This is a genomic window from Streptomyces sp. UW30 (assembly GCF_008042075.1).
Classification (GTDB): domain Bacteria; phylum Actinomycetota; class Actinomycetes; order Streptomycetales; family Streptomycetaceae; genus Streptomyces.
This window is the reverse complement of record NZ_RDBN01000037.1, coordinates 1,304,516-1,317,561: the sequence shown is the minus strand read 5'-3', so window position 1 is coordinate 1,317,561 and position 13,046 is coordinate 1,304,516. Positions and strand designations below refer to the sequence as shown.

Annotated in this window: 13 protein-coding genes and 1 riboswitch; of the genes, 4 read left to right on the top strand and 9 right to left on the bottom strand. The window is 70.5% G+C overall.

The window, feature by feature from the left end; translation table 11 throughout:
• The first annotated feature begins 128 nt into the window (after positions 1 to 128).
• Both EAO75_RS24735 and EAO75_RS24730 read left to right on the top strand, forming a co-directional pair.
• Positions 129 to 782, top strand: a complete 654-nt coding sequence (locus tag EAO75_RS24735; protein WP_147997226.1) for a uridine kinase — start codon at positions 129 to 131, stop codon at positions 780 to 782.
• Positions 783 to 1,211: 429 nt separating this feature from the next.
• Complete coding sequence (locus tag EAO75_RS24730) at positions 1,212 to 3,068, top strand: AAA family ATPase (RefSeq protein ID WP_147997225.1); 1,857 nt, start codon at positions 1,212 to 1,214, stop codon at positions 3,066 to 3,068.
• Positions 3,069 to 3,093: 25 nt separating this feature from the next.
• Here the strand turns inward: EAO75_RS24730 and EAO75_RS24725 are convergent, their stop codons facing one another.
• From EAO75_RS24725 to EAO75_RS24685, 9 genes are all read right to left on the bottom strand, one after another.
• Positions 3,094 to 4,182, bottom strand: coding sequence for a hemolysin family protein (locus EAO75_RS24725; protein WP_147997224.1), 1,089 nt, complete (start codon positions 4,180 to 4,182; stop codon positions 3,094 to 3,096).
• Positions 4,179 to 5,504 (bottom strand): hemolysin family protein, encoded by a 1,326-nt coding sequence (locus tag EAO75_RS24720; RefSeq protein ID WP_147997223.1) that lies wholly within the window; start codon positions 5,502 to 5,504, stop codon positions 4,179 to 4,181. The genes EAO75_RS24725 and EAO75_RS24720 overlap by 4 nt, the downstream gene beginning before the upstream one ends.
• Before the next feature lie 202 nt (positions 5,505 to 5,706).
• On the bottom strand, positions 5,707 to 6,162 hold the full coding sequence (locus EAO75_RS24715) for a PH domain-containing protein (RefSeq protein WP_147997222.1): 456 nt from the start codon (positions 6,160 to 6,162) through the stop codon (positions 5,707 to 5,709).
• Between the two features lie 11 nt (positions 6,163 to 6,173).
• A complete protein-coding gene (hisG, locus tag EAO75_RS24710) occupies positions 6,174 to 7,025 on the bottom strand; it encodes an ATP phosphoribosyltransferase (RefSeq protein WP_147997221.1) in 852 nt (283 codons plus the stop codon).
• Positions 7,026 to 7,072: 47 nt separating this feature from the next.
• Positions 7,073 to 7,345 (bottom strand): phosphoribosyl-ATP diphosphatase, encoded by a 273-nt coding sequence (locus EAO75_RS24705; protein ID WP_048458133.1) that lies wholly within the window; start codon positions 7,343 to 7,345, stop codon positions 7,073 to 7,075.
• A 34-nt stretch (positions 7,346 to 7,379) separates the two neighbouring features.
• Complete coding sequence (gene ribH / locus EAO75_RS24700; RefSeq protein WP_093908860.1) at positions 7,380 to 7,865, bottom strand: 6,7-dimethyl-8-ribityllumazine synthase; 486 nt, start codon at positions 7,863 to 7,865, stop codon at positions 7,380 to 7,382.
• A 73-nt stretch (positions 7,866 to 7,938) separates the two neighbouring features.
• Complete coding sequence (locus EAO75_RS24695) at positions 7,939 to 9,288, bottom strand: bifunctional 3,4-dihydroxy-2-butanone-4-phosphate synthase/GTP cyclohydrolase II (protein ID WP_147997220.1); 1,350 nt, start codon at positions 9,286 to 9,288, stop codon at positions 7,939 to 7,941.
• A complete protein-coding gene (locus EAO75_RS24690) occupies positions 9,285 to 9,935 on the bottom strand; it encodes a nicotinamide riboside transporter PnuC (RefSeq protein WP_147997219.1) in 651 nt (216 codons plus the stop codon). Before EAO75_RS24690 ends, EAO75_RS24695 begins: the two co-directional genes overlap by 4 nt.
• Positions 9,932 to 10,549: a riboflavin synthase gene (locus EAO75_RS24685; RefSeq protein ID WP_147997218.1), complete on the bottom strand. Its 618-nt coding sequence runs from the start codon at positions 10,547 to 10,549 to the stop codon at positions 9,932 to 9,934. The genes EAO75_RS24690 and EAO75_RS24685 overlap by 4 nt, the downstream gene beginning before the upstream one ends.
• A 147-nt stretch (positions 10,550 to 10,696) precedes the next feature.
• Positions 10,697 to 10,827, bottom strand: a riboswitch (FMN riboswitch).
• A gap of 365 nt (positions 10,828 to 11,192) precedes the next feature.
• Between EAO75_RS24685 and EAO75_RS24680 the strand changes: the two genes are divergently transcribed.
• Together EAO75_RS24680 and EAO75_RS24675 are read left to right on the top strand one after the other, a co-directional pair.
• Positions 11,193 to 12,080, top strand: coding sequence for an RNA polymerase sigma-70 factor (locus tag EAO75_RS24680; RefSeq protein WP_147997217.1), 888 nt, complete (start codon positions 11,193 to 11,195; stop codon positions 12,078 to 12,080).
• Positions 12,081 to 12,212: 132 nt separating this feature from the next.
• On the top strand, positions 12,213 to 13,046 hold an 834-nt coding region (locus tag EAO75_RS24675; RefSeq protein WP_147998054.1), incomplete at its 3' end, for an SDR family oxidoreductase.

Here is a 13,046-nt window from a genome sequence, read left to right as displayed (position 1 = left end):
GATTTCACCCTGGTGGCCGGAGTTTTTCGTCGGCATTGCGGACATCCGCCGTCTAGTTCAAAGCGACACCTTTTCTCATCCCGCCGCAGCATCCGCTTTCACCCACTACTAGAATGTTCCAACGAAATATGCCCACCCCCGCTGCACATTCAGGAAAAACGATTCACGACCTCGCCACGCGGCTGCGCCGCCTCCCCCCGTCCTGCGGCCCGGTCCGCCTCATCGGCGTCGACGGGCACGCCGGCTCCGGAAAGTCCACGTTCGCCGGGAAGTTGGCCCGGGAGCTGGACGACGCCCCGGTGCTGCACCTCGACGACATCGCCAGCCACGACGAGTTGTTCGAGTGGACCGAGCGGCTGCAGGCCCAGGTGATTTCACCCCTCGCCCACGGCCGGACCGCCCACTACACCCCCTACGACTGGCGGACCCGCCACTTCGGACCGCCGCTCGCGCTTCCACCCGCCCCGGTGATCGTCGTCGAGGGCGTCGGCGCCGGCCGCCGAGCGCTGCGCCCGTATCTGGCCCGGCTGCTGTGGATGGAGCTGGCGCACGAGGAGTCGTGGACGCGGGGCCGCTCGCGGGACGGGGAGGAACAGCGGGAGTTCTGGGACGGGTGGGTCAGGGCGGAGCTGAGACACTTCGCAGGCGACCCCTCGCGGCCGTTCGCCGACCTTCTGGTTCGGCAGTGCAGCAAGGGATATGAGGTGGTTCCTGGGCCTGCCGGGACTGCTGGACCGGACCAGGTCATCACAGACGGTGACGACCCATCGGCAATGTGCTGAACTTGTGAAGAGCCGTCCCGGACAAGTTCCCGGAGTGCTTCAACTCGGCTTGACCCGGGGGCCGTACAGGACTTACGTTCTGAATGTGCGGTCATTCGAGGCCGCCCGAAGACGCGAAGCCCCCGGTTGTTCCCCCGTGATCGGGGGCTTCGTTCTGCCCGGACTTCTCTTTTCGGGCGCCGAGAGGCGTGATTTGCTCACCCTCGGTCACCAATCGTGATTCCCCCGATCTGCTCCCACCTCGCCAAACGGCCGGTGCGGCACCCTGGGGCGGGCCATGCCCTCGCAGGTACGATGCCCTCGGTGCGACCTTCGTACGGCTGCTCTGCGCACCGTTGCAACTCCGGTCCGCGGTACGGCGGTTCGATCAAGGCGGCCGCCGGGCGAGCGGCCGGCCAACCGACGGGGGCACGGTTTGTGGGGGACGGGATGGACTTCGGCACGCAGGGCCCCGAGGCCCCGGCCGACCTCGCCTGGCTGCGAGGTGTGGATGCCTACACCATGGGGGCGTATCCGCAGGCGGAGGAGGAGTTCCGCACCGCGGTGAGGATCGATCCCGGGATGGCCGACGGCTGGCTCGGGCTGCACGCGCTGCGCGTCGACACGACGACCGCGCTGCTGCGGATGTACCGGCACCGGGACCGCTTCGGGGAACAGCGCGCCCGGCATCGACGCACGCTCAACTCCTGGTACTGGCTTGGCTGGTGGGTGCAGCCGGTCCTGGAGAGCCCCCGGGACCTGCTGCTGGCGCACGCCTCGCACTGGCTCGACGGCCGGCACGTCCCGGAGCTGGACCGGGCGCTCGCCGGGCTCCCGCCCGTGGACACCGACCACCAGGTCCGCTTCCTGCACGCCTGCCGCGCCTATCTGGTCAAGGACTGGGATCAGCTCGTCCGGCACACCGACCCGCTGCTCGACGATCCGATGCTCGGCATCGAGGCCGGCCTGTTCGGCGGCATGGCGCGGGTGCGGCTCGAGATGTACGGGCAGGCCGAGCCGCTGTTGTCGGCCGCGCTGATGCGGTGCCGCAGCGAGCAGCCGCAGCGCAAGGAGCTGCGCTACTGGCTGGCCCGGGCGCACGAGGGCACGGGCCGCTCCGCTGCCGCCCTCCCGCTCTACCGGGCCGTGCACCGTGTCGACCCCGCCTTCATGGACACCTCGGCCCGGCTCGCGGCCATCGCCGAGGGCGACGGCTACGACGATCCCACCGACCTCGCGGCGATCACGCTCACCGGGTTCGGACAGGACATGGCCGACGGGCTCGACCCGCTCTTCGGTACCGAGGGCCGGGACCTGAAGCTGTCGGACCCCGACCTGCCGCCGACGGGTCCGATTCCGTCGGTGGTGGACCCGGCGGTGCGCGAGAAGACGGCCGTGTCGTCGCAGCCGCTGCCCGCCGGGCCGACCGACCCCGCGTTACTCGAGGAGGCGCTCGCCGAGCTCGAGCGCATGGTGGGGCTGGAACCCGTCAAGCGCCAGGTCAAGGCGCTGTCCGCCCAGTTGAACATGGCCCGGCTGCGCACCGGGCAGGGGCTGCCGGTGCAGCCGCCGAAACGGCACTTCGTCTTCTCCGGCCCCTCGGGCACCGGCAAGACCACGGTCGCCCGCATCCTGGGCCGCGTCTTCTACGCCCTCGGCCTGCTGGGCGGCGACCATCTCGTGGAGGCCCAGCGGGCCGATCTGGTCGGCGAGTATCTGGGCCAGACAGCCGTGAAGGCCAATGAGCTCATCGACTCCGCGCTCGGCGGGGTCCTGTTCGTGGACGAGGCGTACTCCCTGTCCAACACCGGCTACGGCAAGGGCGACGCCTACGGCGACGAGGCCCTGCAGGTACTGCTGAAGCGGGCGGAGGACAACCGCGACCACCTGGTCGTGATCCTGGCCGGCTACGCCGAGGGCATGGACCGGCTGCTGGCCGCGAACCCCGGCCTGTCGTCACGCTTCACGACCCGCGTCGACTTCCCCTCGTACCGCCCCCTCGAACTCACCTCGATCGGTGAGGTCCTCGCCGCGGAGAACGGCGACGCGTGGGACGAGGAGGCGTTGGAGGAGCTGCGGTCGATCGCCGGGCATGTGGTCGATCAGGGGTGGATCGACGAGCTGGGCAACGGGCGGTTCCTGCGGACGCTGTACGAGAAGAGCTGTGCGTACCGGGATCTGCGGTTGACGACCTATCCGGGTGCGCTGACGCGGGACGAGCTGTCGACGCTCCGGCTGCCGGATCTGATGCAGGCCTACGGCGAAGTGCTGTCGGGACGGGGCCCGCAGGATCCGTCGGCCATGTGACGGATCCCGCGGCCCACTTGCCCGGTCAGCCTGCCAGTGCCTGTTCCGGCTCCCCGCTGCTCACCCGCGGCCCCGTGACCCGCACCTCGGGCAGCTCCCGGTGCGCCGGGTCCCGTACCTCGCCCACCAGGAGCTCCAGTACGTCCTCCAGCGCGACGAGGCCGAGGACCTTGCCGGAGGCGTCGGCCACCTGGGCGAGGTGGGTGGCGGCGCGGCGCATGACCGTCAGGGCGTCGTCCAGCGGCAGTTCCGAGCGCAGGGTCGTCATCGGATGCCACACCTGCTGCGGCACCGCACGCTCGGACTCCTCCAGGTCCAGTACGTCCTTCACATGCAGATAGCCCATGAAGGCGCCGTTCTCCGCCGCGACCGGGAAGCGGGAGTACCCGGTGCGGGCGGTGAGCGCGACGATCTGGCCGGGGGTGACCGAGGGGCTGACGGTGACGAGGGACTCGCGCCCCAGGAGAACGTCCGTGACCGGGCGCGAGCCCAGTTCCAGCGCGTCCTCCAGACGCTCCTGCTCCTCGGGGTCGAGCAGGCCCGCCTGGCCGGAGTCCTCCACCAGCCGGTTGAGCTGCTCGCTGGTGAAGACCGCCTCGACCTCGTCCTTCGGCTCGACGCGGAACAGCCGCAGGATGGCCTGCGCGACCGCGCCCAGCGCCACGGTGATCGGCTTGCAGAAGCGGGCGAACCAGACCAGGCCCGGGCTGAGCCAGAGCGCGACCTTCTCCGGCGCGGCCATCGCCAGGTTCTTCGGCAGCATCTCGCCGATGACCAGGTGGAAGAAGACCACCGCGGCGAGGGCGATGACGTAGGTGAGCGGGTGGATCAGGCCGTGCGGCATGTGGATCCACTCGAACACCGGCGTCAGCAGATGCGCCACGGTCGGCTCGGCGACCGCGCCGAGCGTCAGCGAGCAGACGGTGATGCCGAACTGGGCCGCCGCCATCATCTGCGGCAGCCGCTCCAGGCCGTACAGCACCTGCCGGGCGCGCGCGGTGCCCAGTGGTTCGATCTGGCTACGGCGGACCGAGACGAGGGCGAACTCGGCGCCGACGAAGAATCCGTTGGCGAGCACGAGCAGCGCGGCGAAGACGAGTTGGAGCACGCTCATCGGGCGACCTCCACCATGGCACCGGTCCGGACCAGCCGGACGCGCTCGGCGCGGTAGTGGCCGACCCGGCGCACCGACAGCCGCCAGCCCGGCAGTTCCGCCTTGTCGCCGACGGCCGGGATGCGCCCGAGCAGGTCGGCGACGAGTCCGGCGACGGTCTCGTACGGCCCCTCGGGCACGTCGAGGCCTATGCGCTGGAGGATGTCGACCCGGCAGCTGCCGTCGGCGTCCCAGGCGGGGCGGCCGTCCTCCGGCGGGGCTGCGGCGAGTTCGGGCAGGTCCTGCCCGTCGTGCTCGTCGCGGACCTCGCCGACGATCTCCTCGACGATGTCCTCCAGCGTGACCACGCCGGCCGTGCCGCCGTACTCGTCGACGACGACGGCGATGGGCTGCTCGCTGCGCAGCTGGGCCAGCAGCGGCCGGACCGGCAGGGTCTCGGGGACGAGCAGCGCCGGGCGGGCGATACGGCCGACCGCGGTGCGCAGCCGGTCACTCGAACGGATCGCCAGGGCGTCCTTCAGATGGACCATCCCGACGATTTCGTCGATCCGCTCCCGGTAGACCGGGAAGCGGGACAGCCCGGTGGCGCGGGTGAGGTTGACCACGTCCTCGGCGGTCGCCGACGACTGCAGCGCGCTGACCTTCACGCGCGGGGTCATGACGTGCTGCGCGGTGAGCTCGGCGAGCGACAGGGTCCGTACGAAGAGATCCGCCGTGTCCTGTTCCAGGGTGCCGGCCTGGGCGGAGTGCCGGGCCAGGGAGACGAGTTCGCCGGGGGTGCGGGCGGAGGCCAGCTCCTCGGCGGGCTCGATGCCCAGCGCGCGCACGAGACGGTTGGCGACGGAGTTCAGCGCGGCGATCACCGGGCGGAACAGCCGCGCGAAGACGTGCTGCGGGCCGGCGACGAAGCGCGCGACCTGCATCGGCCGGGACACCGCCCAGTTCTTGGGCACGAGCTCGCCGATCACCATCTGCACGGCCGAGGCCATCAGCATGCCGACGACCACGGCCACGCCGGACACCGCGCCCTCGGGGATACCGATCGCGGTGAAGGGCCCGCCCAGCAGCTCGGCGAGCGCCGGTTCGGCCAGCATGCCGACGACGAGGGACGTGATGGTGATGCCGAGCTGGGTGCCGGAGAGCTGGAACGACAGTTCCTTGAGCGACTCGACGACCCGGTGGGCCCTTCGGTCGCCCTCCGCGGCGGCCTTCTCGGCGTCCGTCGCCTCGACCGTGACCAGGCCGAACTCGGCGGCCACGAAGAAGCCGTTGGCGAGGATCAGGAGGAACGCGGCTGCCAGGAGCAGCAAGGGGGTGCTCATGATGCGGCCGCCCCGGTATGTCGGGAGGGGGCGGCGCCGGTACTACAGGACGATCCGTCCATCGCTGGAGGGAATCACTCCTCGGGTAGCAGGGGGCCTCTGAGGACCGGTGGGAACATCAGTGGCGGAGGCGCCACGAAAACGCCTCCGCCAACAGATTAATCAAGACATCGCGATTTACGTCAGGGTGAACGCCGCCGAGTCAGTCCTCATGGTCCTCGGGCTCCTTGATGGAACGGGCCTCGGCGAGCGCCCGCAGGGTGCGTGCATCGGCGATGGCGCGCTGCTTGGCGATGCCCGGCTGGATGCCGAGCGCAGGCAGGCTGGTGCCGTCGCTGAGGTTGAGGAACACCCAGGGGTCGCCCGGGCGGAGGTTCACCTGGAGGATCTCGGCCCATTCGAGGCGGCGCTTGGTAGTGATGTTCACCACAGTGACGCCGGACTCGTCGGCGACGACCTTCACGCGCGCCAGCATCGCCAGCACGCCGAACATGAGCGCGCCGGTGAGGATGAAGCTGAGGCGCTCGCCGGGGCCGAGCTTCTCCAGCAGCAGCGCGACGGCCGTGATGACGACGAAGATCGCGGTGCCGGCGGTGAGCAGGACGGCCCGGGTGCGGCCCGGCCGGAACGTGACGGGAAGTGCAGGCAGTTCGGACATCGCTGTGCTCTCTACAGGCGGCAGGCGTGGATGGCCGTGGTCAGGATGGCCCGGGCGCCGATGTCGTACAGGTCGTCCATGATGCGCTGGGCTTCCTTGGAGGGGACCATCGCCCGGACGGCGACCCAGCCCTCGTTGTGCAGCGGCGACACGGTCGGCGACTCCAGGCCCGGAGTGAGGGCGACGGCCTTCTCCAGCTGCTCGACGCGGCAGTCGTAGTCCATCATCACGTAGGTCCGGGCGACCAGGACGCCCTGGAGGCGGCGCAGGAACTGCTGGACCTTGACCTCGTCGGCGTCCGCGCCGACGCGGCGGATGACGACGGCCTCGGACTTCATGATCGGCTCGCCGACGACCTCAAGACCGGCGTTGCGCAGCGAGGTGCCGGTCTCGACGACGTCCGCGATGACCTGGGCGACACCGAGCTGGATGGCTGTCTCGACGGCGCCGTCGAGGTGGACGACGGAAGCCTCGATGCCGTTGTCCGCGAGGTGCTTGGCGACGATGCCCTCGTAGGAGGTGGCGACCGTCTTCCCCTTCAGGTCCGCCAGGTCGTCGCCGACGGTGCCCGGCTTGGTGGCGAWGCGGAAGGTGGAGCGGGCGAAGCCGAGCGGCAGGATCTCCTCCGCGTCGGCGTCCGAGTCGATCAGCAGGTCACGGCCGGTGATGCCGATGTCGAGCTGGCCGGAGGCGACGTAGATGGCGATGTCGCGGGGGCGCAGGTAGAAGAACTCGACGTCGTTCTCGGGGTCGACGATCCGCAGTTCCTTGGACTCGCGCCGCTGCTGGTAACCGGCCTCATGCAGCATGTCCGCCGCAGGGCCGGACAGGGAACCCTTGTTGGGGACGGCGATGCGCAGCATGAGGTCGGCTTCCTTTGCTCTGATGGGATGAATGTGCGGCGGGTGACTTACAGGTGGGCGTACACGTCGTCCAGGGAGATCCCGCGGGCGACCATCATCACCTGGACGTGGTACAGCAGCTGCGAGATCTCCTCGGCGGCCGCTTCCTTGCCCTCGTACTCGGCCGCCATCCAGACCTCGGCGGCCTCCTCGACGACCTTCTTGCCGATGGCGTGGACGCCCTTCTCGACGAGTTCGGCGGTGCGGGAAGTGGCGGGATCGCCGTGGGCGGCCTTGTGCTGGAGCTCGGTGAAGAGCTCCTCGAAAGTCTTCTTGGACATGGTGACGCTCAGCCTATGCCACATACGGCTTTCGTCAGCGCCAGGGTTCAGATACTGAGCGGAGGGTCGCCGCCGTGGCCACCGCGGCCGTCACCGCCTCGTGCCCCTTGTCCTCGTTGGAGCCCTCGATGCCCGCGCGGTCCAGGGCCTGCTCCTCGGTGTCGCAGGTCAGCACGCCGAAGCCGATCGGGACGCCCGTCTCGACCGAGACCTGGGTCAGGCCCTGGGTCACGCCCTGGCACACGAACTCGAAGTGGGGGGTGCCGCCGCGGATGACGACGCCGAGGGCCACGATCGCGTCGTAGCCGCGGCCCGCGAGGACCTTGGCGACGACCGGGAGTTCCCAGCTGCCGGGGACCCTGAGCAGGGTCGGCTCGTCGATCCCCAGGTCGTGCAGGGCGCGCAGCGCGCCGTCCACCAGTCCGTCCATCACCTTCTCGTGCCACTGTGCCGCGATGACCGCGACCCGCAGGTCGCCCACATTGCGTACGGACAGCTCCGGTGCGCCCTTGCCGCTCACGTTCCTGACTCTCCTCGGTGTGCTCTTGCTGGGGTGTGCTCTTGCTGGGGTGTGTTCTTGCTGGGGTGTGCTCTTACTGGTTGGTGCAGGTGGACAGGGCGGGCTCGGGGGCCGCGTCCAGCCAGGGCAGGTCGTGTCCCATCCGGTCCCGCTTGGTGCGCAGGTACGTCAGGTTGTGCTCGCCCGCGGTCACGGGCATCGGCTCGCGCTCGGTGACCTCGATGCCGTGGCCGCGCAGCGCGTCGGTCTTGTCGGGGTTGTTGGTCAGCAGCCGGACGCTGCGCACGCCGAGGTCGGCCAGGATCCGCGCGCCGACGCCGTAGTCGCGGGCGTCCGCGGGCAGGCCGAGTTCGAGGTTGGCGTCGAGGGTGTCGCGGCCGCGCTCCTGGAGTTCGTAGGCGCGCAGCTTGGACATCAGACCGATGCCCCGGCCCTCGTGTCCGCGCAGGTAGACGACGACTCCACGGCCCTCGTCCTGGATGCGCTCCAGGGCGGCCTCCAGCTGGGGGCCGCAGTCGCAGCGCAGGGAGTGGAAGACGTCGCCGGTGAGGCACTCGGAGTGGACACGGACGACGACGTCCTCGCCGTCGCCGATCTCACCGTGCACGAGGGCGACATGCTCGACGCCGTCGACGGTGGAGCGGTAGCCGTACGCCGTGAAGGTGCCGTGGGCGGTGGGGAGATGGACCTCGGCCTCGCGGCGGACGGCGGACTCGGCCGCCAGGGGCCGCTGCTCGACCGGGACCGGCTTCTGCTGGGGGCGCTCGGCGTCGCGGAGGTAGGCGATCAGGTCCTCGATGGAGATGATCGTCAGGCCGTGCTTGCGGGCGAACGGGATCAGCTCGGGCAGGCGCAGCATCTCGCCGTCCTCGCCGGCGATCTCGACGATGGCGCCGGCCGGGCGCAGGCCCGCGAGCCGGGCGAGGTCGACGGCGGCCTCGGTGTGGCCGTTGCGCACGAGGACGCCGCCGGGCCTGGCACGCAGCGGGAAGATGTGGCCGGGGCGGACGAGGTCCGACGGCTCCGCCTTGCCGCTCGCGAGGAGCTGGAGCGTGGTCGAGCGGTCGGAGGCCGAGATGCCGGTGGTCACGCCGTGGGCGCCGGAGGCATCGACGGAGACCGTGAACGCGGTCTTCATCGACTCGGTGTTGTCCTGGACCATCTGCGCGAGCTCCAGCCGGTCCAGCTCCTCCGGCTCCATGGGCGCGCAGATCAGACCGCGGCACTCGCTCATCATGAAGGCGACGATCTCGGGGGTCGCGTGCTCGGCGGCGATGACGAGGTCGCCCTCGTTCTCCCGGTCCTCGTCGTCGACGACCACGATCGGGCGGCCGGCCGCGATGTCGGCGATGGCCTGCTCGACGGGGTCGAGCGACCAGTCCGCGATGTTGTCCGTGCTGTACAGAACGGGTGCCGTGGTCATGCCGGCGCTCCTTCCAGGACGGGCCGCGCGTCCTCGCGGGAGCGCAGCCACCAGTCGCGCATGCCCCACAGGACGAGTGCGCCGTAGATGACGTAGACGAAGCCGGAGAAGGCGTAGCCGTTGGCGAAGTTCAGGGGGACGCCGACCAGGTCGACGAGCAGCCAGGCGAACCAGAACTCGACCATGCCGCGTGCCTGGGCGTACATGGCGACGATGGTGCCGACGAAGATGTAGGCGTCGGGCCAGGGGTCCCAGGACAGGGTCGGGTACGCCTTGAAGAGCAGCGCCACCGCGACGGTGCCGGCGGCGGCCGCGGCGACCATCGCGCCGCGCTCGCGCCAGGTGGCGAACCGGACGCTGATGTGGCCGTCGCCACCGTCTTCGGTCCGCCCCTTGCTGCGCTGCCACTGCCACCAGCCGTACAGGGCGACGACCATGACGACCGCCTGCTTGCCGGCGCTGCCGGTCAGATGGCCGTAGAACGCCCCGAACAGGATCAGGCCGGCCAGGAACTGCACGGGCCAGGTCCATATGGAGCGCCGCCAGCCGAGGGCGAGGGCGGCGAGGCCGAAGAGGTTGCCGATCATGTCCGACCAGAGGATGTGCTGGCCGAACAGGACGAAGGCCTCGGAGTTCAGCGAGTTCACCGGCCCGCCGTCCCTTCGGAGGAGAGCCGGTCGCCCAGCATCCGCTCGACGTACTTGGCGATGACGTCGACCTCGAGGTTGACCGGGTCGCCGGGCTGCTTGAGGCCGAGCGTGGTCAGGGCGAGGGTGGTGGGGATGAGGCTCACGGTGAAGTAGTCGGGCCCGGCATCGACGACGGTGAGGCTGATGCCGTCGACGGTGATGGAGCCCTTCTCGACGACGTACCTGGTCAGGTCCGCGGGGAGGGAGATCTTCACGATCTCCCAGTTGTCGGAGGGCTTGCGCTCCAGTACCTCGCCGGTGCCGTCGACGTGGCCCTGCACGATGTGCCCGCCGAGGCGCGCGCCCACGGCGGTGGGGCGCTCCAGGTTGACGCGGGAGCCGACGGTGAGGGCGCCCAGGCTGGAGCGGTTCAGGCTCTCGGCCATGACGTCGGCGGTGAACTCGTCGCCCTCGTGGTCGACGACCGTGAGACACACGCCGTTGACGGCGATCGAGTCGCCGTGCTTTGCGCCGTCGGTGACGACGGGGCCGCGCAGTCGGAAGCGACAGGCGTCGTCGAGGGTCTCGACAGCGGTGATCTCGCCCAGCTCTTCGACGATTCCGGTGAACACTTCCCGGGTCCTCCTGCCACATCGGGGCACGGACTCCGGGGCTGTCGACAAACGACAGAATGAACGAGCAGGGACACCGAGGACGACGCCGGACAGGGCTCGCCCCAAGGACGAACCGGTACGGCGGCGCGCACGAATGCCCGCCCGCCGCGCACTGCCTCCCATCCGGACTTTAACCGTCGGTCCAGGAATTTCACCTGGTCAACCGGCCGCTGGAGGCGACCGGGTCGCGGACTGTAACCGCCGGTTCGGACTTTCACCGACCCCGGAGTGCGCTGCTTCTGGTACAGGGCCAGTGTGCCACGCCCGATCGGTGTCCATACAAGCGGACGATGTGGGGTGGCTCACAAGCTCCGTCACTGGACTTCCCCGGCGGTTCGCGATGGCCCCAACTCCCTTACCGCGAAACGGCCTTGGAATTGGTCCATACCTATTGACGCTGTGGTCTAGTCCTCTCTAGGGTGCGGGAACGCCTTCGTCCTCTCGGGCCTCTTCCAGTGGAGCCACCTGTGACCGGGGTGTGCGGCAGGACCTGGGAACCTGCCGAGCCCCCGCACAGACGGCCCGGCGGCGGTGACGACGGCCCTTGCCCGCCGCCGGGTCTCCCAACTCGCGCCCTCGGCGGCTCTGGCAGGGTGAGGGCATGACGACCGCCACCGCCGAGGAGTTCGAGGCACACCGCGCACGGCTGTTCGGTCTGGCGTATCGCATGCTCGGCTCCGCGGCGGAGGCCGAGGACACCGTCCAGGACGCCTACCTGCGCTTCGACGGCGCCGCCCGGGACACCATCGAGTATCCGGCGGCCTGGCTCGCGAAGGTCGTCACCAACCTGTGCCTCAACCGGCTGACCTCGGCGCGGGCCCGGCGCGAGCGGTACGTCGGGCCCTGGCTGCCGGAGCCGGTGGTCACCTCGGACGGCACGCTGGGGCCGCTGGAGTCCGCCGAACAGCGGGACGCCGTGTCCATGGCGATGCTGGTGCTGCTGGAGCGGCTGACCCCGACCGAGCGGGCCGTGTACGTGCTGCGGGAGGCGTTCGCCTACGGCCACCGGGAGATCGCCGAGGCACTGGATCTGACCGAGGCGAACTGCCGTCAGGTCTACCGGCGGGCGGTGCGGCGGGTCGAGGAGCGGCGGGCGCGGTTCGAGGCGTCTCCCGAGCAGCAGGAGGAGCTGGTCAGGTCGTTCCTCACGGCGGCCCGCGACGGCGACCTCGGCGGGCTCGAGAAGCTGCTGGCGGCCGACGTCGTCTGGTCGAGCGACGGTGGCGGCAAGGTCACGGCGGCCCGGCGGCCGATCGAGGGCCGGGACAAGGTGTTCCGCTTCCTGGCGGGTGCGACGCGGACGTTCCTGTCCGGCGTGGACCTCACGGCCGTCGAGATCAACGGTTCGACCGCGGTGGCCGCCTGGGCGGGCGACACGCTCATGTCGGTGGTGGCCTTCGAGCTGCGGGACGGGCTGGTCACGCACGCGTGGGCCATGGTCAACCCGGACAAGCTGGAGTTCGTGCGGCGGCAGCTGGCGCGGGCTTAGAAAGCGGGCTCGGAAAGGCGGGCTCGGAAAGGCGGGCTCGCAAAGCTGTCACATTTCGCGCGGGGTACACGGTCCCAGTCGGTGAGGGGCGCTCCGCCCGGGAGCGCCCGGCGTCCGAAGGGACTCAACAGCATGACCACGATCATGGTGACCGGCGGCACCGGCACGCTCGGCCGGCTCGTCACCGAGCGGCTGCGCGCGGACGGTCACGAGGTGCGGGTACTGAGCCGGCACACCCAGCCGTACGCCGTCGATCTGCGCAAGGGCGGTCCCGCACTGGACGCCGCGATGACGGGCGTCGACACGGTCGTGCACTGCGCGACCTCGCCGAACGGCGGCGACGAGAAGGCCGCGGAGCAGCTGATCGGGGCGGCGCGGAAGGCCGGCGTACGGCATCTGGTCTACATCTCGATCGTCGGCGTCGACCGGGTGCCGCTCGGCTACTACAAGTCCAAGCTCGCCGTGGAGCGGATGGTCGAGGAGTCGGGGCTGGAGTGGACCGTGCTGCGCGCGACCCAGTTCCACGACCTGGTGGTGCGGGTGCTCGGGGCGCTGTCGAAGGTGCCGGTCATGCTGATCCCGGCCGGTGTGCAGGACCAGCCCGTCGAGGTCGCGGAGGTCGCGGACCGGCTGGCCGAGCTGGCCCTGGCGGCTCCCGCCGGGCGCGTCGAGGACATGGGCGGCCCCGAGGTGCGGACCTTCGACTCGCTGGCCCGCGCCCACCTCAAGGCCACGGGCCGCAAGCGGCTCCTCGTGAGCGTGCCGCTGTGGGGCAAGGCATACCGGGCTTTCCGCTCGGGCAGCCATCTCACGCCTGAGCGTGCCGTGGGCAAGGGGACGTTCGAGGAGTATCTGGGGCGGCGGCGCCGTCCTGCGCGGGGCACTGCTCACCGCGCGCGACGCGGCACAGGACGAACTCTTCGCACCACCGGACCGCTGACCGGGGTGGCGGGGGCCGGGGCGGGG